The 22271-nt window shown below is 43.4% G+C and carries 21 protein-coding genes; 10 read left to right on the top strand and 11 right to left on the bottom strand.

Features of this window, described 5'->3' with window-relative positions; genetic code table 11:
* Position 1: 1 nt before the first annotated feature.
* From ylqF to BZA03_RS06775, 5 genes are all read right to left on the bottom strand, one after another.
* The gene (gene ylqF / locus BZA03_RS06795) at positions 2-1006 is read right to left on the bottom strand and encodes a ribosome biogenesis GTPase YlqF (RefSeq protein WP_014977114.1); all 1005 of its coding nucleotides are present in this window, start codon (positions 1004-1006) and stop codon (positions 2-4) included.
* A gap of 38 nt (positions 1007-1044) precedes the next feature.
* On the bottom strand, positions 1045-1827 hold the full coding sequence (locus BZA03_RS06790; RefSeq protein WP_110288328.1) for an RNA methyltransferase: 783 nt from the start codon (positions 1825-1827) through the stop codon (positions 1045-1047).
* Positions 1828-1951: 124 nt separating this feature from the next.
* Positions 1952-2830, bottom strand: a complete 879-nt coding sequence (locus BZA03_RS06785) for a transglutaminase domain-containing protein (protein ID WP_110288327.1) — start codon at positions 2828-2830, stop codon at positions 1952-1954.
* Between the two features lie 18 nt (positions 2831-2848).
* A complete protein-coding gene (locus tag BZA03_RS06780; RefSeq protein ID WP_110288326.1) occupies positions 2849-4087 on the bottom strand; it encodes a hypothetical protein in 1239 nt (412 codons plus the stop codon).
* A gap of 44 nt (positions 4088-4131) precedes the next feature.
* Positions 4132-6162, bottom strand: a complete 2031-nt coding sequence (locus tag BZA03_RS06775) for an aminotransferase class I/II-fold pyridoxal phosphate-dependent enzyme (protein ID WP_110288325.1) — start codon at positions 6160-6162, stop codon at positions 4132-4134.
* Between the two features lie 364 nt (positions 6163-6526).
* On the opposite strand from BZA03_RS06775, the gene BZA03_RS20570 reads away from it, so the two are divergent.
* The 3 genes from BZA03_RS20570 (at position 6527) to BZA03_RS06760 (ending at position 7698) form a co-directional block, all read left to right on the top strand.
* On the top strand, positions 6527-6727 hold the full coding sequence (locus BZA03_RS20570) for a hypothetical protein (protein ID WP_240491596.1): 201 nt from the start codon (positions 6527-6529) through the stop codon (positions 6725-6727).
* Between the two features lies 1 nt (position 6728).
* Positions 6729-6935, top strand: a complete 207-nt coding sequence (locus BZA03_RS06765) for a hypothetical protein (protein WP_014977119.1) — start codon at positions 6729-6731, stop codon at positions 6933-6935.
* Between the two features lie 106 nt (positions 6936-7041).
* The gene (locus BZA03_RS06760) at positions 7042-7698 is read left to right on the top strand and encodes a crotonase/enoyl-CoA hydratase family protein (protein WP_110288324.1); all 657 of its coding nucleotides are present in this window, start codon (positions 7042-7044) and stop codon (positions 7696-7698) included.
* A 57-nt stretch (positions 7699-7755) separates the two neighbouring features.
* Here the strand turns inward: BZA03_RS06760 and BZA03_RS06755 are convergent, their stop codons facing one another.
* The gene (locus BZA03_RS06755) at positions 7756-8271 is read right to left on the bottom strand and encodes a DUF962 domain-containing protein (protein WP_014977121.1); all 516 of its coding nucleotides are present in this window, start codon (positions 8269-8271) and stop codon (positions 7756-7758) included.
* A gap of 187 nt (positions 8272-8458) precedes the next feature.
* Here BZA03_RS06755 and BZA03_RS06750 point away from each other — a divergent pair, with 187 nt between their 5' ends.
* The 5 genes from BZA03_RS06750 to BZA03_RS06730 all read left to right on the top strand — a co-directional run bounded on the left by BZA03_RS06750 (position 8459) and on the right by BZA03_RS06730 (position 15387).
* A complete protein-coding gene (locus BZA03_RS06750; protein WP_110288323.1) occupies positions 8459-9322 on the top strand; it encodes an META domain-containing protein in 864 nt (287 codons plus the stop codon).
* Between the two features lie 678 nt (positions 9323-10000).
* Positions 10001-11467: a betaine-aldehyde dehydrogenase gene (betB, locus tag BZA03_RS06745; protein WP_110288322.1), complete on the top strand. Its 1467-nt coding sequence runs from the start codon at positions 10001-10003 to the stop codon at positions 11465-11467.
* A gap of 18 nt (positions 11468-11485) precedes the next feature.
* The gene (gene betA, locus BZA03_RS06740; RefSeq protein WP_110288321.1) at positions 11486-13138 is read left to right on the top strand and encodes a choline dehydrogenase; all 1653 of its coding nucleotides are present in this window, start codon (positions 11486-11488) and stop codon (positions 13136-13138) included.
* A 170-nt stretch (positions 13139-13308) separates the two neighbouring features.
* Positions 13309-14526: a choline transporter gene (locus tag BZA03_RS06735; protein ID WP_014950283.1), complete on the top strand. Its 1218-nt coding sequence runs from the start codon at positions 13309-13311 to the stop codon at positions 14524-14526.
* A 138-nt stretch (positions 14527-14664) separates the two neighbouring features.
* Entirely contained in the window at positions 14665-15387 is a 723-nt protein-coding gene (locus tag BZA03_RS06730; RefSeq protein WP_014977124.1) for a TorF family putative porin, read from the top strand.
* Between the two features lie 118 nt (positions 15388-15505).
* Here the strand turns inward: BZA03_RS06730 and rlmF are convergent, their stop codons facing one another.
* Entirely contained in the window at positions 15506-16486 is a 981-nt protein-coding gene (gene rlmF, locus BZA03_RS06725) for a 23S rRNA (adenine(1618)-N(6))-methyltransferase RlmF (protein WP_110288320.1), read from the bottom strand.
* A 6-nt stretch (positions 16487-16492) separates the two neighbouring features.
* Positions 16493-16969, bottom strand: coding sequence for a redox-sensitive transcriptional activator SoxR (gene soxR / locus BZA03_RS06720; RefSeq protein WP_110288319.1), 477 nt, complete (start codon positions 16967-16969; stop codon positions 16493-16495).
* A 106-nt stretch (positions 16970-17075) separates the two neighbouring features.
* Here soxR and BZA03_RS06715 point away from each other — a divergent pair, with 106 nt between their 5' ends.
* Together BZA03_RS06715 and BZA03_RS06710 are read left to right on the top strand one after the other, a co-directional pair.
* Entirely contained in the window at positions 17076-17456 is a 381-nt protein-coding gene (locus BZA03_RS06715; RefSeq protein ID WP_014950287.1) for a VOC family protein, read from the top strand.
* Between the two features lie 160 nt (positions 17457-17616).
* The gene (locus BZA03_RS06710; RefSeq protein ID WP_110288318.1) at positions 17617-18960 is read left to right on the top strand and encodes a M24 family metallopeptidase; all 1344 of its coding nucleotides are present in this window, start codon (positions 17617-17619) and stop codon (positions 18958-18960) included.
* Positions 18961-19164: 204 nt separating this feature from the next.
* Here BZA03_RS06710 and BZA03_RS06705 read toward each other — a convergent pair whose 3' ends face one another.
* From BZA03_RS06705 to BZA03_RS06695, 3 genes are all read right to left on the bottom strand, one after another.
* Positions 19165-19632, bottom strand: coding sequence for a hypothetical protein (locus BZA03_RS06705; protein ID WP_014950289.1), 468 nt, complete (start codon positions 19630-19632; stop codon positions 19165-19167).
* A gap of 318 nt (positions 19633-19950) precedes the next feature.
* On the bottom strand, positions 19951-21063 hold the full coding sequence (locus tag BZA03_RS06700; protein WP_014950290.1) for a hypothetical protein: 1113 nt from the start codon (positions 21061-21063) through the stop codon (positions 19951-19953).
* Positions 21064-21248: 185 nt separating this feature from the next.
* On the bottom strand, positions 21249-22049 hold the full coding sequence (locus tag BZA03_RS06695) for a PaaX family transcriptional regulator (protein WP_039228509.1): 801 nt from the start codon (positions 22047-22049) through the stop codon (positions 21249-21251).
* Between the last annotated feature and the right edge of the window lie 222 nt (positions 22050-22271).

Below are 22271 nucleotides of genomic sequence, written 5' to 3'. Positions count from 1 at the left end.
GTTAGCGCTTGTTTTTCTTCATCCTGCGGCTTTGTTCTTGACGCTTTTCTTCTCGTTTTTCTTTCCGATCTTTCTTATCCGGCGTTAACGAGCCTGTTTTGAATTTTGCTTTACGCTTAGCTTTCGCTTCAGCTTTCTTCGCCGCCTCAAGTGCCATTTCTTCTTTTTCGACTTCCAGCATTTCTGGTGTCTCAAGGGTTATTCGCCCTAACTTACCCGACTGCAGTTCTTTAAGCAGGATCTCGCATATTTTATGAAGGTTTACACGACCACCCGCTTGAATTGCCCCTCGCGTTTTGGCGGCGGCTTCCAGAAACTCTATTTCAGTATCTGGCAACTCGTCCAGCTTGTAGCGCTCCTTCATTACCTCTGGATACGCTTTAATGAGGTAATCTGCCGCAAAAAAACCAACATCGTCGTATTCCATGGCAGTATTTTTTACAGCGCCCGATGAAGCTAACCGATAAATTGAATGTGGGTTTTCAAGCTTAGGCCACAGTACTCCCGGTGTATCAAACAAGATAATACCGCTGCCTAAATTTATGCGCTGCTGGCTTTTCGTTACAGCTGGCTCGTTGCCTGTTTTAGCAATGATTCGGTCGGCTAAAATATTAATTAGCGTCGATTTACCCACGTTAGGTATACCCGTGATCATAGCTTTAATTGCTTTTGGCTGACCTTCTTTATACGAACAAATGCTTTTAACCAGCTGCATAATTTGCTTGCTGTTGCCCGGGTTATCGCTAGAGGTCGTGATCGTCTTCACGCCGCGCTCTTTCTCTAAGCTCTCCTGCCAGCGCGCAGTAATTTCTGGGTCTGCCAAATCATACTTATTAAGAATCTTAATACAGGGCTTATCGCCGCGTATTTTTGCAATTTCGGGGTTTTCACTGGAATATGGAATACGCGCGTCAAGCACCTCAATAAGAATGTCTACTTGATTAAGCGACTCTTTAATTTCTTTCAGGGCTTTGTGCATATGCCCTGGGAACCATTGTAATGCCATGGTTGTTTCCTATCGTAATCGAGTTGAGGGGAGTGTGCTTAACGGGTTGATTCATAAGCGCAGATATTCACAGCGCTGGCTAAGTTTAACGAGTCAATCTTACCGCTTCCCGCAATGGTATACGCCGTTGCGTTTAGCTTTGATAGTGCGTCAACAGGCACGCCACGGGCTTCGTTACCAAACAGATAACACTGATAATCACCAAAGGTGTTAGAGGTGATATTACTACCATTCATATCCAAGAAAGCGAAACGTTCGAACCGCTCGCCTAGGCTTTCAAGCGCCACGTTTAATTCCATGTTTACATGGAAAATAGCCCCCATACTTGAACGTACAACTTTCGAGTTGTATGGATCTACGCTATTTGGGCTTAGTAATAATGTAAAATCCCCAAACCACGCTAGCGTTCTTAGTATGGTGCCTAAGTTGCCAGGGTCTTGAACTTCATACAAATAAATGTACTTTTCGGCACTGGATTTGTTTGCTGAAATGCTGGTTTGTGACCGCTCTGAATATAACGCGGAGTTAGGAAGTGGAACGCGAGCAATAATACCTTGAGGTGACTTAGTATCGCTGAGTTGCTGCATTTGTTGAGACGATACCGTTTCCACCTTCATATTAGAGACTGAAGAATCAAGTTTTTCTTTCAGCCACGCCTCATAATTAGCTGTCACATAAAGGGTTATATCACCTAATGTACTGCTGTCATGCTGAGCAACATTAATTAACTCTAAAACTAAGTGCTCTCCTTCCACCAAATAGAATCCGAACTGCGTTCTAAATTTCTTTTGATGAAGCTTTTTCACGTCACTTAGTTTCATTTGCACTGCCCTTTTTATAACTTTCGGCGCAAGTGTAAGGTATGAAACCCAAAACGCAAAGCGGCAACGCTTAATAGTGCGGTAAAAAAGGCGTCATACAATTACCAATAGGAGAAGGAATCACCTATCTTTTTTTAACAACAGTAATACTCTCGGGGCTGTTTAGTACCGCTTTAGAGAGGCTTAAAGCATAACCAGGCCCTTCATTTTTTAAGATATGGGAAGGTAAATAAAACGTTTTAGCAGACTCAGCACCGTACATTGCCGCGTCTATTCGCCACCAACGCCCATCAAACCAAAACTCATTCCATGCATGCCCAATCGCTTCTACAGTGCTGCCGTCGTCAACTATTATCGTACCAACGACGACTCTGGCTGGGATAGCCAGCGCTCGTGCTAATGCGGCAGAAAGTACCGCGTACTCTGTGCAATCTCCGCTTCTAGATTTCGCAACCGTCGATGCAAAGGAGAAGCTATGAATATAAGAAGGCTCGGTAATATAGTTTGCAACAAATGCTTCAATCTCCGCGCCTACCTCAGCAGAGTAACTCTCTACTTTTGTTTCTTGAACGCTAGCGCCTATGCCTTCATCCTCTGCTTTTAAACCTTTACCATAATCAGACAAGAAAGCGTCGGTTACTGCTTTAACCGACGCTTCTTCATAGTCAATTACAAACGTATTAGCAAGATATTGAGAGTCTGGGGATTGGGCATCTACCACCGCCATCACATTATCACTTATCGAAAGCCTTAATACACCATTGTGGTAACCTGCTACTTCTATGCCACGCCACTGGCCTAAAACCGAACTCACTAAGTCGGGGTCGTAAACCTTTACATCAAGCAATATCTCATTACCAAGGGGCAACGACACATTTTCGCTTAACGTTAGAGGAATTACTGCGAACTTAGGCGAGCTTTGCGCATAAACAGTATTGGAAGCCCAAATGCTAAGCAATAATGTGATAATAGCGACTTTTTTTCTGACTATTGTATGTTTCATAAGTTATCGAAAGCCGAGTTACAACTCTGTTGGCTTACCAGACACATACATGGGTGAAATGTGGAAATCCATAGGCCCCATTTTCATTTCAGCGTTTTGCATGATAAACGCATCATCCACTGTATAGTTGACTTTAAAACCTATGACGTCCGCAGTCAGTTTTAGTAAGCCATTTTCAGTGCCATTTTTTTGCAACTCTGTAGCTGTCGCCTGGGTGGGGTCTGTGTCAGCATTCCACATATAATAGGTAGCCGACGTTTTATCTGATGCCGCAAGTTTTTGCGTTTCAAGATAGGCGCCAAAGTTTGAAATAAACTCTCCGGTGAAAGCGAGTTCAGAAGAAATTGCCTTCCCTTGAATTTCACCTTCTAACACCCATTTATCGTCTGGCATAGAAACGCCCATCGCAGAACTTAATTCACTATTTTCTACTGCATACTGATAAGCGTTAATTAGCGTACCATCAGCCCGGCTCCAAGAGCGAACGCGAACATCAGTGGAGGCTACCGTGTTTTCGTCGACGGGTAATATTAACGACGTTGTCTCAACAATCTCCACATCGCCGTCGGCATCTTTTATAAACTTTTCCGACACTACTCCCACTATTTCGCCGTGCATTTTCATACCATTAATAGCGTGAAAGAAAGGCTGCGGGTTTGAGGATTTGTCTACGGCATTCACAAAAGAGGCAAACACGTCTTTAAATGTTTCTCGGTAGCCGACTTCATTGTGTAAACACACTTGAAGCCCATTTGCTGTTTCAGCAGACATCCCCTTGAGCAGGCCCGACACGCGCTGTTCAGGCTCACCAAGGTTGTACAGCAAGTTGTAGGCGAAAACCGGTGTATCACCCATCGTTGACATATCTAAACTAAAATTAAACTGGCTATCGAGCACTTTCTCCTGTGCTTTTGAAATATTGGATACTGCATATTTCATCATATTCACAAGAGAGTTTGCTAAGCCGTCATAGTCTTGAAAAGCCCAGCATTCGACGGGAGACTCTGAACCAATATCAACGGTAAAATACCAATAATCATCAATTGGTTTAGCATCAGACCACGTACCAATAGCGGTTGCATTGATAGGGAACACCGGTAGCGAGACTCGGGTGCGAGGCAAGTCCCTCGCCTCTTTCTTCAATGATGTATTAAACCACTCAGGTAACTGTTCGCTTGTTACATAATCTTTAGCGCTTAAGGGTGAAGCGACAAGACCTGACATTAAGCCGCATACAAGCAAAGAACGTTTCATCATTTTTAATTCCTTTTAACTTTGAGGTTTTTATTTATTAGTTCAGTTTATTCTTCAGCGACAACATAAATGTCACCGTCGTAAATACCTTGCACGGTAAGCTTTTGGCTTGCCAGGGCCTGAAGGTAATCAATATGCGCTTGCTCCACTTTCTGCCCAGGAACAATAAGCGGAATACCAGGCGGATACGGTGTAATTAAACCTGCTGCAGTACGACCAACGCTGTTTTGCCATGGAATGGCTTCCCTAGGGCTGAAAAACGCTTTTGACGGAAGGTCGTCTAAATGAATTGGCGGAATGTCTGCCGGTAACGGACTCTTGCTCTTGCGTTTGCTTAGGTTAACGGCGCCATCATCAAGACGTTTTAACGCGTTGTATAGCCTTACAATTTTAGAGCGCATTCCACCTAGCGTAAGCAGTACTAGAATAGTGCTATGAGTGAACTTCTCTATTTCTAAACCGACTTCGTCCATTAAGAAACGATGTATTTCTTGATTAGAGTAATCTAGCGCCGATACGTCAATTAGGATTTTAAGCGGGTCGTGCCCAATGTTGTCACTTTCAAAGTGAGAAAACATATTTGCAAAGTCACTAGGCGAGAGTATTTTAAGTCGCTTGAACTTGGCCATTTGCGATTTGAGTTCGGCAACATTGCTTAATAGCTCATTAAGGATTTTGTAGCCTTCCATTTCCAGCTGCTGACGACATACATCAAGCGAGGCAATCAGTTGATACTTGGGCGAGGTACTGGTGTGAATTGCAAACACTTCTTTAAAGAAGTCTTTATCGAAATCTGGATCGTTTACATGAATAAAGGATGCTTGCGAGAACGCCGACACCACTTTGTGCGCAGAGTGAGTAATATAGTCTGCCCCAGCGGCGATAGCCGAGTAATCACGCAATGCAGGGTGGAACAAGGAATACGCAAACCATGCTTCGTCAATGAACACTTTAATGCCATGCTCGTGGGCTAAATTTACGACTTGCTTAAGGTCAGTCAATAACCCGTCGTAGGTACAGCCCGTCAGTACGATAAGTTTAGCATCAGTATTTTCTTCAATAAGCTGCTTAATTTGCGCCATTCTAGGCGGTGAGAAAATACCGTATTCAGGGTTAAATACACTGTCTAAATACACTGGCATAGCGCGCGCCTGAATAATGCCGTAGTGCACTGACTTGTGGCAGTTTCTGTCGGCAATTACTTTGTCGCCCTCACGCAACAGCGTCTGCAAAATGATTTTGTTTGATGTCGAAGAGCCGTTCGTGACGAAATAGGAATGGCGAACTTCAAATGTATTCGCGACAGCGGCTTGCGCTTTGCCGATAGCGTGAGTGCCATCTGATAGTGAGCCCAGCGAGTCTACGCTTACCGATAAGTCACTAACAAACACGTTACGACCAAAGAAGCGATAAAAATCACTGATATAGGGTGAATTTCTAAAGCTTGCGCCACCGCTGTGACCTGGCGTATGCCACGAGTCATTAGACTCTACTACATAGTCTTTGTATTCAGTCCAAAACGGCGTTTCGTTTCTATCATCAAAGTCATTGATGATATAACCCAAAATAGACTCTGGGTCTGAAATAATGTCGTTACGATAGAAGAACGATTCAATGCCATTGGCTTGGTTTACAATATCCAACCCTTTTACTGCATCGCCTAAGACATACACGGGGAGTTCAGGGCGAATGCGTTTAATGGCGTCTATAACTCTGGCGTTATTATCAATAACAGCGTTGCGTGCAGACGACTTTTCGCTTGTGGTTTTCTCGTTCGCGTTTTGTGAACTAGCGCTTTCGGCTGCGGGGCTTGTATTTTCATTAAGTACGCCATTTAATGGCACAACGTCTGTCAGCTCTTTAACCTTCGCCACCACATCCCAGCTAAATACCACAGCCTGAATGTCACCGTCTTCACGAACAAATTGTAGTGCCTTTGCAACAGAGTTCGCTTCAAGCAGGCTTATTTCAACGTCACTTCGGTCAAAGTAAGTGATGGTGTTGCCTATACTCGAAGTGATTTGTTCCAATAAATCAACAGCATCTTCTATAACAAGAATTTTTAAATGAGGGCGCATTAACCAACCATGTAATTAATAATGAGCATTTAGCGCGAGGCTAAAAACTCATAAAACTAAGAATCAATAAACTAAGAATCTATAAACAAAAACAGTAAAACTAAAAATAGTGTAACTCTGAATTTCACTGGTGTCGTGTAAACTCTTGCTATGTCGTAATAAAAGTGCGTAAACGAATTGGACGAGGGCTAAATCACGCATGCACACACCTTCCCTTCAGAACCAATTCCCACACGCTTATCTCTCAAAATCAACGGAGCACACGAAGAACCTACGAGAATTTCTACACTACGCGAAAAATGTGCTCCCTTCTATTGCATCTGCAAAGAAAAACGCCTGGCCAATACATCATGACCACTGCTTTATGCGAGTGATTTTAGACAATATTGTCGGCTGTGCGTGGTATGAGGTCATTCCCTCGCCGGCCTATAAAAACCTGACCGACGAGCAAGCCAGCGCAGCATTAAACCTTGCCAAACAAATAGCCACTGAGAGTGTCTCGCTTCACGCACTCAACCAACGCTCGAAAAAATGGCGCAATAAGCAGCTAAAACTGGAGTTTTAGTATGACAAAACGAACAACCATTAACGACGCAATTTTGATAGAGGATGGTCAAGACCTAGAGCGAATTGTGAAAGACAAACGTGCGCAATGGCGGGCTAATAACGCAAAAGCGCGACGCAGGCAACGTCGATATAAAAAGAAGCTTATTGCAGAACTTCCGCGAATTATTACCGATATTCATAGCACATATCCCGAAGATGAAGCCTAAAGCACTATCATAAAAGAAATCAATTACCTACAATCACTGCTAGAAAGTTGCGCTTAACAGAGTGTAACGTAAATTAATTCCTACTAAGAAAGTGACAGGACATACCATGGCGTTTAATTTAGCTATTAATAACGATATTGCAGTAATCACCTTTGACGACGGAAAAGTTAACGCCGTAGGCTTTGATCTTATTCAGCAGTTTAATGATGCCTTAGATGAAGCAGAGCAAAACGCAAAAGCGGTTGTATTACACGGCGGTGAAGGCAAGTTTTGCGGAGGGTTTGATTTATCAGTAATGAAAGCCGACGACAAAGCAAAACAACACGAGTTGGTATCAAAAGGCGCGGAGTTAATCGTACGTCTTTATAGCTTCCCACTACCTGTTGTCGTTGCTGCTGAAGGTCACAGCATTGCAATGGGCGCTATTATGCTTTTAGCTGCCGACTTGCGTATTGGTAAAGACGCAGATACTAAATATGGGCTTAATGAAACCGCCATTGGTATGGTGCTGCCGCCTTTTGGTATGGAGCTAGCCAAAGCCAGACTAGCGAATACGTCTCAAACTGAAGCATTGCTTTTTTCACGTATTTACCAAGGTAAAGAAGCAGTGAAAGCGGGCTTTATCGACGCTGCGGTGCCTCAAGAGCAGGTTTTAGCAACGGCCATGGGTTATGCAGAAAAGTTGAAGATGTTGCCTAGACAGTCTTTTGCTGAGTCTAAAATACAATTGCGTAAAGAAACGATAGAGAAGATGAAAGCTTAGCGATTATGTTATGACAGCGCGTTGAGACTGGTTGTTTCAACGCGCTATCTAAAGCAGTTACTTTATGGGTCCAGAACGGCGTTCTATCTCTTCTTTAAGTGCGCTTCTAAGGCCTAGCTCAAAGCTTAATTCTGCAAGCACAAATAGTGGTCCTATTGCCAGCCCCATTATGTCGTCGACAAACGCAGGCTTTTTACCTTCATAGTGATGACCAATAAACTGAAGCACCCAACCACCAATAAAAATGCCAAGTGAGATAGCAAGCCATGTTCCCACTTCATTCTGTGCGATGGGTTGAGCGAAATAGACCATAGCCCCCGTAATAAGCGTCATAACTATGCCAAGTTTTATATCTAACTTAATGTAGAACGCATTACCAATTGCCCAAACAAAGAGCGCTGGGCTTATGATCATTTCCCCAAAAATTGGCGCGCTAACTAGAAACGCAGGCTTACTTAGTAGACAGAAAACCGAGAAAACAATTAGCGGAATACCGACATAATGGGTGTATATGTTTCTTTGATCTCTGTGGTACTTGGCGTACTCACTCAAGTGCTGTTCTAAATTTTTCATACTGCGTCACCCATAAGTTATATCAAGGTGTTAGTTTACTCCGTTCTTTCGCTTACGAACTGTCGTTTTGACGACAAAGTGGAGGTATAGTGGTGCTCTTCGTGCTATTTGAGCTCAAAGATTAAAGATGAACTTAGTTGGCTATCGCGAATCATAGTGAAATTGATTAAAAACAATTGGAGTTTTCATGACTTACAGGAAGTACCTTTGGGCTTTGACAGGTTCTGCGCTTCTTTCTTTAACAGCGTGCAGCTCGGTCTCCTCTCTCTATTCAAATGAAAGTGAAGGTAGTGAAAAGCATACCGAAGGCAAACCCCTTACGTTAGCGGACAGTCATTGGCAGGTTGAAAGTATAGACCGAGCAGGAATTATCGATTTCAGCCATGTTACGCTTAACGTAAATTCAAACGGAGACACTAGCAGAGTAAGCGGAAGTACAGGTTGTAATCAGTTTACCGGAGCGCTAGATGTTGATGAAGCCGATACGGTATTTAGTGATAAAAGCTCAGCTGAATCTTTTTCCACTGATAAGCTCATTCTCACTAAAAAGGCATGTGCGCCCGCGCTAATGAAGCAAGAGCAACGCTTCATCGAAATGCTAACCGCATCGGCAACTTATTCGATAGTGGAAAATACTTGGTTGGTGCTTTACGACAGTAATGGCAATGAAACGATTAGAGCGATTGCTGCACAGATTTCTCAATCGACGACAAACAAATCGGCAAGTGCGACAAAAAGTAATGTAGATACGAAATTGTCTGACCTGGCTTCATCGCAAAAACAAGATGTGGTTGGCTCAAATGAACAAGAGTCGACCAAAACGTACAAATGTGAAACGCCTAATGCCAATCTCGCTACATTACGCGTAAATACGCTGGGGCCTGACACATTGGCTTTATCATTAAACAACACCCATCACATTGTACAGTTATCACGTTCAGCATCGGGGGCAAAATACACCAACAACAAGAACGTAGTGTTTTGGAATAAAGGTGATGTTGCTACCCTATCGATCAACTCAGGTTATTACCATTGCAGTTTAAGCACCTAAAGCGAAATCGACGCTTACTTGTCTGTTTTAGGCTTAGTCTCTACCTTAATATTTACCTCACATGATGAAAGGGCCTAAGCTGCCCTTTTAACTTCTCTTTTCAACAGTATCAAATTGCGAAGAGCAATAGCTTTTAGCCCCGCAAGGTTAACCCTTACCTCCAACTCAATTAGTTTCAGTTAAACATTTTCGCACCTTTAATTGGTCAATCAAAAAGGAATTAAGCATGGGGATAGCTAATTCTTTATATATTTAATGTTTACACTTTTACTATTTAAAATCACTCACTTACCAGCAAGCTTCGCAGGTTACTCCTAGCCATTCCGCTTCTGTAACAATGCTCACAAGTTGAAACAATAGTTAGAACACTATACAATTTATTTTTATTGAACGACCAATTAAAATAAAAGCATCAGTAAAAAGACGTGCGACATTACGTCCTAAAACCTTCAATAATGCGTCATTGGCGCAGTAGGTAATGATGTTTTTTACAGGGTGACTTTTACAAAGCGAAAGTGTTCTATTCGAGCAAGTTAGCACTTCAATAAAGAAAATAGTTTCAACACTATTCATCATTTTGAAACTATTTCTACGTATTAGGTATTTGTAATAGAAGTTAATTCGCAGTACCCGCAAATTGGCGAAAGTTTTAGTCCTTTTAAAAGTAGGAGTTTATGCATGTCATTACCGACTTATCAGAATTTCATTCACGGCAAGCCGATGGCAAACAAAAGCAAAGAAACCTTTGCTGTAACCAACCCCGCAACCGGTGAGGTAATTTACCACGTAGAAGTGGCTGATGAGTTTATTCAACAAGAAGCAATTGAAAGCGCTAAAGAAGGTTTTTCAGTGTGGTCAGCAATGATGCCAATTGAAAGAACCCGCATTCTTAATAAAGCGGTTGCATTGCTTCGTGAGCGTAATGACGAACTCGCTAAACTTGAAGTACTCGATACCGGTAAGCCTATTCAAGAAGCCGACTGTGTTGATATTGAAACTGGCGCTGATGTCATTGAGTACTATGCCGGCCTAGCTCCTACTCAACTAGGTACCCAGCAACCTGTGGGTGGCGATTTCTTCTACACGCGCAAAGAAGCGCTAGGTATCTGTGCCGGTATTGGCGCATGGAACTACCCTATTCAAATCGCTTGCTGGAAATCAGGCCCTGCCCTTGCCGCAGGTAATGCGTTTATATTTAAGCCGTCAGAAGAAACCCCGATGGGTGCGCTTAAACTGGCTGAAATTTTCACCGAAGCTGGCGTACCTGACGGCGTATTTAATGTGGTTCAAGGCGCAGCACAAGTAGGTCAGTGGCTTACAAACAGCCCTGACATAGAGAAAGTATCGTTTACTGGTGAAGTAGGCACAGGTAAAAAAGTGATGCAAAGCGCCGCTGCGTCGAACTTAAAAGACGTAACAATGGAGCTTGGCGGGAAGTCACCGCTTGTAGTATTCGAAGATGCCGACATTAGCCAAGCTATTAGCGCCGCTATGCTTGGTAATTTCTACACCCAAGGTGAAATCTGCACTAACTGCACCCGTGTTTACGTTCAACGTTCTGTTTATCAAGCCTTTATTGATGAGCTTAAAGCCCGTACCGAAAACAACATTGTTATGGGCGATCCACTTGACCCCAACGTAAACCTAGGCGCACTTATTTCTAAAAAGCACCAAGAGCTAGTACTTGGCTATATTGCCAAAGGAAAAGAAGAAGGCGCAACGCTGTTAACCGGCGGGAACGCTGCCTCTCCGGCATCTGCGCCAAATGGCTATTTTGTTGAGCCAACAATTTTCACTGACTGCACTGACGATATGACTATCGTTAAAGAAGAGATCTTCGGACCAGTGATGAGCGTGTTAGTCTTCGATGATGAAGACGAAGTGATCGCACGCGCGAATGACACTGAGCTAGGTTTAGCTGCCGGTGTATTTAGTAAGGACATCCAGCGCGCGCACCGCGTTATCCACCAGCTTCAAGCCGGTATTTGCTGGATAAATGCATATGGTAACTCTCCGGCTGAAATGCCTGTAGGGGGCTACAAACAGTCTGGCATTGGACGTGAAAACGGCGTTGAAACGCTTAATAGCTACACACAGACCAAATCGGTTTATGTAGGTATGAGCCAAATTGAGAGCCCGTTTTAAGCCGCAGTAGGAGTACATATGCAGACATTTGATTACATTATTGTTGGAGCTGGTTCTGCCGGCTGCGTGCTAGCGAACCGCTTATCAGAAAACCCAAAGCACAAGGTGTTGCTACTGGAAACCGGTGGCTCAGATAAAAGCATTTTCATCAAGATGCCAACGGCGCTGTCTATTCCTATGAATACCGACAAGTATGCGTGGCAATTCAACACTGAAAAAGAGCCCTATTTAAACAACCGTGAAATGCACTGCCCACGCGGTAAAGTGTTGGGCGGCTCGTCATCCATTAACGGAATGGTATACGTACGCGGCCACGCTAAAGACTTTGATGAATGGGAAGCTCACGGCGCAGAGGGCTGGAATTATCAGGCGTGCCTACCCTATTTCCAAAAAGCTGAAACCTGGTACAAAGGTAACGACGCTTACCGAGGTGGCAATGGTGAACTCGGCGTTAACAACGGCAACGAAATGAAGAACCCGCTTTATACGGCCTTCATTAAAGCCGGTGAACAGGCGGGCTACGATATCACTAGCGATTACAATGGTAAGCAGCAAGAAGGCTTCGGCCCTATGCATATGACCGTTAAAGATGGTGTACGCAGTTCGGCAAGCCGTGAATATCTTGACCCGATAAAATCGCGTAAGAATTTAACTATAGTGACTGGCGCGCTGGTTACTAAAGTTGTGCTGGAAGATAAAACCGCAAAAGGCGTTGAATATGTAGTTAACGGCAAAGCCGAAACTGCCGCCACATCTAACGAAGTGATTTTAAGTGCCGGCTCTATTGGCTCGCCACACATCCTGCAGCTTTCTGGAATTGGCGACAAAGAGATTCTTGAAAAAGCAGGTGTCGATGTTAAGCACCACCTGCCGGGTGTAGGTCAAAACCTGCAAGATCATTTGGAATTTTATTTCCAGTACAAGTGCAAACAGCCAATTACGTTAAATCGCAAACTGGGCTTAATTTCAAAAGGGTTGATCGGCGCTCGCTGGTTGCTAAACCGTTCTGGGTTAGGCGCTACGAATCACTTTGAGTCTTGCGCCTTCATTCGCTCGAAAGCAGACGTAGAGTGGCCTGACATTCAGTACCATTTCTTGCCTGCCGCTATTCGATACGACGGAAAGTCCGCGTTTGATGGCGATGGCTTTCAAGTGCACGTAGGTCACAACAAACCTAAAAGTAGAGGTAGCGTAACCCTTCAGTCGGCTAACCCGACGGTTCCACCTAAAATTTTGTTTAACTATTTGCAGCATCCAGATGATATCGAAGGGTTTAGAGCATGCGTAAGACTTACACGAGAAATCATCGCACAGTCAGCATTCGACGACTTCAGAGACGGCGAAATTCAGCCTGGCGAGCACATTCAAACGGATGAAGAAATAGACGCTTTTGTGCGTGAAGCCGTTGAGAGCGCTTACCATCCATCATGCTCTTGCAAAATGGGGGAAGATGAGATGGCAGTGGTAGATTCTCAAACCAATGTTCATGGCATTGAAGGATTGCGAGTGGTGGATTCTTCTATCTTCCCTACAATTCCAAACGGAAACCTAAATGCGCCAACCATCATGGTGGCGGAAAAGGCGGCAGACATCATTCTGGGTAAACCCGCTTTGCCACCACAAAATGTGCCCGTGGATATTCACCCGCATTGGCAAACAGAGCAACGCTAGATTTCTGAACTATCTCGCACCAGTGTGCTTGTTGTTAAAACAAGCGCACCTTCCACAGTGCCTACATGCCGCCTTTCATATAAGGCTTTAATGTGTAGTTGGGTGGACTGTTTAATAACGAAAAAAAGGAAAAAACATGTTTCATTTTTATCAATATTGGGAGGGTGATAATGACAGTATGGCTTAGTGCAGGCATTATTTTCACTCTACTTTCTGTAGCCTATATTTTGTTTAAATGGGGCAACATGAAAGTGGTCGGCGTAACGCCAGTTAGAACCTTTACCTTTATTGCCATTCTCTTTACCTCAGGTTTGGACGTGGGCCTTATTATGTTCCCGCTCACTGAATTTGCTGGTTATGCTGACATAAGCGCAAGTCCTGAATATGCCTTCACCAATCCGCTCGCCATTGAGTTTGGTTTTTGGGGATTCTTAATTTGGGGATTCTACTTTCTTACTTGTTTTTATTTCTGCGTAATCGAACCTAAAGTAAAGTTCTTCGAGCTTCCGGTTGTTAAGTTCGTAAACAACGTTGTAATCATCGGAACCTGTGCTTTCACGGCGTTTCTATTACTGTCTAACCTTCCGTGGTATTTACCGTCGATAGGCGACGGAGAATCTGTCGTGCCTGCGTTCTACCTGATTGTGTTTGCAGCCATTGCTTTTGCCGTATATTCGAGCACTAGCATTAAATACGTGCGTATTTTAAGCCTAACAACCACATGGGTATTCATCGCCCTCATTGTTGGCATGTGGGCGGCAGCATTTGTATTTGGCGAAAGTGAGATAACGGCTTATTTTACCAACCTAGGTCTTATTGGCGGGTACTTTGCGAACATCGATAACTTCGTATTGCCCATTAATGAGTATCACGAGTTCTATCTATTCTGGTGGTTCAGCTGGAGCATCATGATTGGTCAGTTTACGTCTCGTTTCGTGGGCGGTCTTAAAACTTATCAAGTCATGTTGGCTATGATGGTCATTCCATCTATCCCGATTGCGGCTTGGTTTTCGGTACTGTACCACTATCACAGTGCAGGTATTCCTACTGAGGGGATAACCAATTTAGCCATGGTGTGTGTGGGTGTCGTCTTTGTGATCAACTCACTTGATTCACTGATTAGACTGTACACAGATAATCTAAACATGACCGTTGAACGCATCGGTAAAGGCAATTACATTGCTCTCAATATCGTGGCGCTTTCGCTACTCACGCTGCTGTTCAAACTAGACTTCTTGCAAATTCAGTGGGTGGGTGCGTTAGTTATCGCTATCTTCTTTAGCTGCTTTGCTTTCATTCTAAGTCAGAAGTTTAAATCGGTGACGGCCATCAAAACATCGCCGAAAGAAAACAAAATCGACTTTACCAAGATAGAAAATCTCAACTAATTAAATCAATCACTTCTTACCTCATTAACATTGGCTCACTTTGAGCCAATGGGGGTAAGTGTTGCCCGAAACCGGCGTAAAAGCGCATTAACTAGAAAGCGGGCCAAATAAAACAACGATAAAAACAGGTGTTTAACAATGAAAAATTTGAATTCTTTTTTTACATCCACGCATATTTTCACAGTGGCTATTGTCGCAGCGTTATATTCTTCAGCTTCATTCGCTGATTGGAGCGCCAATATCTCTGCGGTTTCAGATTATACCTTCAACGGCGTTAGCCAAACGCAAAACGACCCTGCACTACAAGGCGGTGTTGATAAAGCATTTGATAACGGCACTTATGCAGGCACGTGGGCATCTAATGTAGATTTTGGTGGCGATACAAACCTTGAGTGGGATTTTTACGTGGGTCGTTACCAAATGCTAACCGAAACGGTGAGTTTGGACTACGGCATCGCTTATTACTCTTATCACGGTGGCGATGATTCAAGTGATGGCAATTACCCAGAGGTGTATACTAAGTTTGGTTATGCCAGTGACTACGGTAGCTCAGAACTAAACTTCTGGTACACGTGGGATTACTTTGGAACAGGCGCAAAACACGCTATCGCAATGGTAGCTCATACCTTTGAACTCGCACCCAACCATCATTTACGTGCAAGCTTTGACGTATCTAACTCACTAGACAGTGACAAGTGGCTGTGGAATGGTGATGACACCTCTTTCTACCACTACCGTTTGGCTTACCAAACAAGCTATGAAGGGTTCGATTTCGAAATTGCTGCTGAAAACACCAATCTTGATTTTGATACCGCCGATGAGCGCATTGTGTTTGGTGTATCAAAAACCTTCAGCTTCTAAACGTTGAATTGGAAAGTGGTTCTTCAGAACAAGAACCACTTTCCTTAGCAAATGCTATGCGTGCTCGCACTATGCTGCTTCAACTGTACTCGGTCAATTTAACTTAGCGATACGACGGTTAAAAAGTCCACGCAACAAAACGACTCAATTTACTTCCCTGTCCCATATCAATCACTTTACACTGCGCAGCACCGTAATAATCAATACTGGTTTTAATTGGTTTCAAATGGGCACTCTTCGACACCAAGCAGGTGAACCATTCTACATTGTCTTTTACAGAGACACTCTCTTGAACCATGCGCTGAATAAAGGCAAGTTCACCCCCTTCGCACCACAGTTCATTCGCTTGGCCCGCAAAATTTAAGTTTGCGTCCTTACCTTGGTAAGCGGCATTTTTACCTTGTAGCTTGGATGTACGATGCCCAAAACCTTGCTTACGATTATCGGTGAACTTTGTACCACTTCGTTTCTGTTTATTGCGGGTTAAATTTGATGTCTTCCTTCGCGTGCCTGACAGTGCCTCTTGCGCAGACTTATGAAACGGAGGATTGCACATAGTAAACGTAAATCGTTCATTTGCTTCAATCACGCCGTTGAAAATACTTGCTCTATTCGCTTGTTTACGCACTTGGAATTTATGGGCTAACACACTATTTTTACTAGCAATAGCTTTAGCACTTTTTACTGCGACGTCGTCAACATCACTCCCTACGAACGACCAGTCATAGGATGTAACGCCGATAATAGGATAGATAGCATTTGCGCCCACGCCTATATCAAGCCCACGAACGTTTTGATCTTTCCCCTGTTGACTCTGCTCACCCTGCGCACTACTTTTTAATAAATCAGCAATACCGTGGATATAATCTGCTCTTCCAGGTACAGGGGGGCATAAGTAGCCATCAGGAATATCCCAATATTCAAGGCGGTAGTAGTGATGAAGTAAGGCCGCATTAAGCACCTTCACCGCTTTTGGGCTGGTGAAATCTATACTGGTATTGCCGCTTTTAGCACGAACGAGAAAAGACTTGAGCGCTGGGTATGTCTGGCACAGCGTATCCATAGGATAGCCGTTCTTGTGAAGATTTTTTGGGTGCATGAAGCGCTACTTTTTGTGTGAAACTAAGAACTGGGATTGCACGTTTTCATCGAGCAACTGGGCACCGCTACCTTGGGCTGCCACTTTATCGTCGGTATTGTAAAGCCTACAGCGGTCTAATGACAAACACCCACAGCCAATACAGCCTTCTAACGACGTCTTCAAACTGGTCAGCGCTGCAATTTTGGCTTCGATATGCTGATTAAACACCGTGCTTAATTTTGCCCAATCAGCTTGTGTTGGCGTTCTGTTGTCTGGAAGTGTAGACAACAGACTCTTTATCTCAGCAAGGGAATACCCCATATTTTGCGCGATCAAAATAAAGGAAACTCTACGAATGACAGAGCGAGGAAATGCTCTATTTCCGCCATTTGTGCGCACAGAAGGAATAAGCCCTTCGTTGGCATAATAGCGAATTAATGAAACAGCATTGCCAGTACGTTCAGCAATAAAGCCAATGCTTACCATAGGTTCTGGTGCCATAACGCCCCTTTTCCAATTTCGAAATAGCGGGTAAAAAATGCTTGATCTAAAGTTAGCTTTAGATATTAAGCTGTTTTTCGTTGATTATCTACACAAGGAAAAACACATGACAATTGCATACTTAGAGCACGCGAATATCACCGTTGAAAACCCAGATGAGCTAGCCAGCTTACTTTGTACGCTATTTGGTTGGAAAGTACGGTGGAGCGGCGGCGCCAAAAATGACGGCTACACGGTGCACGTAGGAAACGATAAAGACTACCTAGCCCTTTACAGACCTAAAATTATCAATGATATAGAAAGCGATTATAAAACCCTCGCCAATATCAACCACATCGGTATTGTTGTGCCTAATTTAGACGAAACAGAGCAGCGGGTTCTGGCACTAAATTTCAATACTTTTAGCCATGGCGATTATGAACCAGGTAGACGCTTTTATTTCATGGCTCAGCAAAACATAGAGATTGAAGTCGTTTCATATAACTAGGGCTATTAAGTGATACACCTAGCTGAACTTTCAATTTTAGTGTTAGATTAACCTTACCTCACTCGTGCGCGTTTTACTTTATATCTTTGTTTGCTAAGTTTGTTTACTAAAAATGAACGCGCACTGTGATCATTTTAATAATAATAGACAGGAAACATGGATGAGAAAGCTACTAGCGGTAAGTTTAGGTTTAGTAATGTTATCCCTATCGGCAAACGCATGGGCGAATAACATTCTTAGTATGAAACAGCGAAGCGAGCTGATTGATAAGATCACCGTTGAACGCTTCAATTCTGTGCTGCCCCAAATTATGGAGCGTGAAGGCATCGACATGTGGGTGTTAATGTCCCGGGAATACAACGAAGATCCCGTTTTAAAAACCATGTTACCTTCTACTTGGATTTCCGCACGACGTCATACCATGTTAGTCATTTATAACCCCGGCAATGGTCAACCGCTAGAACGTTTGGCGGTTGCAAGATATGCGGTAGGGTCACTATTTAAAAAAGCGTGGGATAAGGAAGCACAACCCGACCAGTGGAAGGCATTGAAACACGTTATCGAAGCCCGGAATCCCGTTAAAATTGCAATTAATACGTCTGATTCATTTGCGCTCGCTGATGGCATGACCTCTACCGAACACGATAAATTTATGGCCGTACTTCCTGAAGCGCTGAAAAGCCGCGTTGTAAGTGGCGAAAGACTCTCAATCGGTTGGCTGGAAACGCGCAGTGACCTTGAAATGCAATATTATCCGGTACTTACTCAAATTGGTCATTCATTGATAGCAACGGCATTTTCAAATGAAGTTATAACCCCTAACGTGACCACCACTGACGATGTAGTATGGTGGCTGCGTGATCAAACGCGCGCTTTAGGGCTGACCAACTGGTTTCATCCTACTGTCTCAATTCAACGTAAAGACAGTGAAGTCTTCGACCAAATTACCGCGTTTAGCAAGCGTCCTGGTGAAAACATCATTCGGCCGGGCGATCTCATTCATGTCGATTTCGGCATTACTTACCTTCGACTTAATACTGATCAACAGCAGCATGCTTACGTGTTAAAGCCTGGTGAAAAAGACGCGCCAGCTTCACTTAAGGAAGCACTTAAATCTGGAAACCAGTTGCAGGACATTCTGACCGGTAATTTTAAAGTAGGCAGAACAGGTAACACTATTTTGAGTATGTCGCGACAGCAGGCTATCGAACAAGGCATTACGCCCGCTATTTACACCCACCCGCTTGGTTTTCATGGGCACGCGGCAGGTCCAACGATAGGAATGTGGGATGCACAGGAAGGAGTACCAGTTCAAGGTGACTATCCAGTGTTTGCACAGACGGCTTATTCGATAGAACTCAATGCAGCAAGCTTTATTAAAGAGTGGAACAAAGAAATTAGAATTATGCTGGAAGAAGATGCATTTTTTGACGGTCAGTCAGTAACCTATTTAGATGGCAGGCAAACTGAGTTTCATTTGATTTATTCAGATGAAAACCAATAACTATAGGTGTAGCGTTACGCCTATTTTAAGGCCTATATAAAATGAAAAAACTGAACGGTGCGGCTAAAGGTTGGCCGATGCGAGAAGACTTACGTAGAATTAAATCAAGCGAAGCGTAAAGTGTCAGGCCTTTCGCCCTTTCAAGCGAAAGGCCATGAAACTGTACTAAATATTAGCAGTAGGTTGCTATCCTAAAACGCAGTCTTATTCAGCAGCAGTGCGAACAACTACGTTCTCTGCACTGTATTCGCGAACAAAATCAGACATTGTTTTGTGGTTACAAATAATGTTCTCACCTTCCAAACCAAACTTCGCTAGTGCCGCTTCTTTACCTACTGAAAGCGCTTCTAGACAAGCCTGTGACGCAACATCTTGGTTTTTAGCAACAAGTGCTACAGTTTTCGCGTTTTCAGTCGCCTTGTTGTTTTTGTACATGTAAGCAAAAGTGCGAAGTGATTCGCCGTTGCAACGTACAGATGCACTGAACTCTTCTGCGTTAAAACCTTTTGAACGGATAAGACGCAATGCAGGACCAAAACCATCTTCAGCAGCAGTTAAACATGCTTGTGTTTCGATGTTGTCGTTAATTGGCTTTAGTACGACATCTTTTGCGAAAGATTGAGTGGCAGCAACAGATAATGTTAGAGCAATAGCGAAAGTAGACAGTTTCATTTTTGAATTCCTATTTTGTAACTAAATTAGATATCACCTGAGTGATGAATACATTATGAACAATACTTTCAAAAAATAAAGCATTTTTCGTAATTTAATTACAGAAATAGCAAAATAAACAGACAGATCACGACAAAACTGAAAGTTATTTACAAAAACAAACATATTTTATATAAAATTTTACATATAAGTCTTTTTAGTTACAGGTGTAGAGTCGAGATGCACAAAAAAACGCGCATGAAATTGCTTTCAGCGCGCTTCGTTTTGTCAATAATAAGAAATCAAGTTGAGTAGCAGAGTAAACTTAAAAGTGTAAACCTATAAAATGAGGTCATGCATCCAATTTAGTGAAGGCAACTGCTGCTCTGGTTGGTAAAAGAGTCGATTTAGTCTACCTAATAAATTAACCGAACGGCTAGGATCGTGCGCTTTAACCCTATGCTCACTTTCGGTTAGCATGAACTCCCAAGGCTGAAGATTGAGTTCGTCTACTTCTTCCTGCCTAACGCCCAGTGATTGCAATGTTGACAAAATTCGCTCCGTTTTACTTTCGGCAATAGGAATGATTTCGTTGCCGTATAAATCATCGAGCGGCGCATTGATAGCTTCTAACGTGTGATTTATTGCTGCCCACACTTCATCGTGGTCAAACGCCCAGCCTCGCGGAGCATAGTACCCCTCTATTTCCCACTCAAACTCTGCGTTGCTTACAGCAATAGAGCTTTCTGCTTCAGGAGAATAAGCTAGATCAGGTTTAGCGCCAATGTTGTAGGCGTCTACACTCATGGCGACGCAAATGATCAAATCACCACAATGTTGCTTGTTTGTGTAAAGCGCTTCAAATGCTGCCCGCTTAACCCCCATCCAACCGTGTACTCTTGAGGGTTGTTCAACAAAGTGTCTTACATCATCGGGTAAGTCTTCGCCATAGGCATTGATGAGCAAAGGAAGCGGATTTTGATCTGGCGCTTCATCTGGCATCCACACTTCGTATTCTTGTCGGTTGTCAGCTTTTCCGCGACTTTTAATCCCGAACGACAAATTCACAGGGCGGCAAATACTTCTATCTTCATCCACTTTGTGAAAATACTCAGAACGCATACGTTTAATAAATGGCGCGTCTAGCCCAGCCAACGCTGCTGTTGGGTAGCGATAGCCTATTTCACTATGCTCAACCATATGTAACGTGGGAATAGCCTGTGTCAGCTTATTCTTCAAACCCGACAACGCATGAACTTTAGGCAGTACAATGCTTCTCTCTGGTTCGATGGTAAGCCGACTTCCATCTTCGGTTACGAACTTTGGCGTTTTATGAAATTCATACCCCGTAAACCCTAAGGTATCTACAGCGGCGTTTCGATACTGAGAAAGCTCATTGAAAAGCGCTGTATGATTGCGAATATGCTTAAATAACGGTCTTGATGCGGTCATCTTCTCTCCATTTACGCTACTTCCATTAGAGCTAATTACACTTAGCGTTCTATGCGGCCAAATAATTACTTACCGTCTCATCTTTCTGAGCATTCTCACACAATACATCTATATGTGAAATTTACGCTCAACTGTGTGTAACGTATCTGTAACCCTCTTTTTGAGCTGTTTGCCTTTAATCTCGCTTAGTTTTGATTTAAAAAGCGGTGCCAAATTTGTGCGCCGGCATCATCGTACCGTTTTACTAGATTACGATAGCGCTCACGCATTGCTACATCTGCAAGTGGCGATGGCAATAAGGGGTCAAACACCAAATGGTATAACGCCCTGTCTCCTATCACATAAGATTCTTTGGTTGCTTCTTCAAGGGGTAAAGACGTTAATCGAGCAAGAGATTCCTCTATTTCGATGCATCCGTCTTTATAAAGTGCCTCTAGGTTTAGGTGGCTCCATAATCCCATCGCCCTGCTGTGTGATTTAGTGTCAAAGTCGCTGGCACTAAACACGAGCGCCTTTCTCGATAGACCAAGTGTGTAAAGTTTGTCTCTTACTTCGCCTGCTCCGCCTGAGAAATTGTTCGGTCTGAGGTAAACGTCGTTTGTCAGCTTTCTCATCCCCAAAAGCTTCAGCGCTCGTTCATTATTTCTGAGCTGCTTTTTATCACTTTTAGGAAGCGTGCTGGTTTGAGCGACAACCCAATCGTTTTGCCAGGGTACAAGCCCATCCTCATCCTCTCGCCACTGATGAATTTCCTTTGCAAAACGAATGCCTTTGTCGCCCAGCTTGTAAAAACCGCGTTCAACCAAGGTAATAAGCTGTGCAGACTGTAAACGCGTGAGCGTTACCCGAATGTTATTTTCAGAAATACCAAACAGCGCCCCTACGCGAACAGCTGCGCTGGCATTCATTTGAATATTGTCACGGGAGCCCAATAGCTTTAGCAGTAGCTTTCTTGCATTGGGCTTTTTCTGTTTTTCTAATTGCAAACTCTATTTACTTCTTTGTCTCAGATAGGACGTAATTTTAATTAAAATATAAGTTGGCTTAAGGCCAAACATATACGCATTCATCATTATATAAACACGCGCCGCGCACAAACATTACATGAAATACCAATTTACAACTATTAATGTAATGTTTTAAGGTAGTACTTGGAGATAGTGCTTTAACGTAGCCCTTTAAAGTAAAAGCCCATTTCAAGGGTACAC

The organism is Alteromonas sp. I10 (assembly GCF_003201515.1).
In the GTDB taxonomy this organism is placed as follows: domain Bacteria; phylum Pseudomonadota; class Gammaproteobacteria; order Enterobacterales; family Alteromonadaceae; genus Alteromonas; species Alteromonas macleodii.
The sequence above is the reverse complement of the archived record's forward strand: the minus strand, read 5'-3'. Positions and strand labels throughout refer to the sequence as shown.

Excerpts from the sequence above, each read along its gene's own strand:
- BZA03_RS06750 (WP_110288323.1), top strand. The coding sequence starts at position 8,459 with ATGACTTACAGGAAGTACCTTTGGGCTTTGACAGGTTCTGCGCTTCTT.
- BZA03_RS06710 (WP_110288318.1), top strand. The coding sequence starts at position 17,617 with ATGAGAAAGCTACTAGCGGTAAGTTTAGGTTTAGTAATGTTATCCCTA.
- BZA03_RS20570 (WP_240491596.1), top strand. The coding sequence starts at position 6,527 with ATGCGAGTGATTTTAGACAATATTGTCGGCTGTGCGTGGTATGAGGTC.
- BZA03_RS06790 (WP_110288328.1), bottom strand. The coding sequence starts at position 1,827 with ATGAAACTAAGTGACGTGAAAAAGCTTCATCAAAAGAAATTTAGAACG.
- ylqF (WP_014977114.1), bottom strand. The coding sequence starts at position 1,006 with ATGGCATTACAATGGTTCCCAGGGCATATGCACAAAGCCCTGAAAGAA.
- BZA03_RS06760 (WP_110288324.1), top strand. The coding sequence starts at position 7,042 with ATGGCGTTTAATTTAGCTATTAATAACGATATTGCAGTAATCACCTTT.
- BZA03_RS06755 (WP_014977121.1), bottom strand. The coding sequence starts at position 8,271 with ATGAAAAATTTAGAACAGCACTTGAGTGAGTACGCCAAGTACCACAGA.
- soxR (WP_110288319.1), bottom strand. The coding sequence starts at position 16,969 with ATGGCACCAGAACCTATGGTAAGCATTGGCTTTATTGCTGAACGTACT.
- BZA03_RS06735 (WP_014950283.1), top strand. The coding sequence starts at position 13,309 with ATGACAGTATGGCTTAGTGCAGGCATTATTTTCACTCTACTTTCTGTA.
- BZA03_RS06715 (WP_014950287.1), top strand. The coding sequence starts at position 17,076 with ATGACAATTGCATACTTAGAGCACGCGAATATCACCGTTGAAAACCCA.
- BZA03_RS06775 (WP_110288325.1), bottom strand. The coding sequence starts at position 6,162 with ATGCGCCCTCATTTAAAAATTCTTGTTATAGAAGATGCTGTTGATTTA.
- BZA03_RS06780 (WP_110288326.1), bottom strand. The coding sequence starts at position 4,087 with ATGATGAAACGTTCTTTGCTTGTATGCGGCTTAATGTCAGGTCTTGTC.
- rlmF (WP_110288320.1), bottom strand. The coding sequence starts at position 16,486 with ATGCACCCAAAAAATCTTCACAAGAACGGCTATCCTATGGATACGCTG.
- BZA03_RS06765 (WP_014977119.1), top strand. The coding sequence starts at position 6,729 with ATGACAAAACGAACAACCATTAACGACGCAATTTTGATAGAGGATGGT.
- BZA03_RS06785 (WP_110288327.1), bottom strand. The coding sequence starts at position 2,830 with ATGAAACATACAATAGTCAGAAAAAAAGTCGCTATTATCACATTATTG.
- BZA03_RS06730 (WP_014977124.1), top strand. The coding sequence starts at position 14,665 with ATGAAAAATTTGAATTCTTTTTTTACATCCACGCATATTTTCACAGTG.
- BZA03_RS06700 (WP_014950290.1), bottom strand. The coding sequence starts at position 21,063 with ATGACCGCATCAAGACCGTTATTTAAGCATATTCGCAATCATACAGCG.
- betA (WP_110288321.1), top strand. The coding sequence starts at position 11,486 with ATGCAGACATTTGATTACATTATTGTTGGAGCTGGTTCTGCCGGCTGC.
- BZA03_RS06705 (WP_014950289.1), bottom strand. The coding sequence starts at position 19,632 with ATGAAACTGTCTACTTTCGCTATTGCTCTAACATTATCTGTTGCTGCC.
- betB (WP_110288322.1), top strand. The coding sequence starts at position 10,001 with ATGTCATTACCGACTTATCAGAATTTCATTCACGGCAAGCCGATGGCA.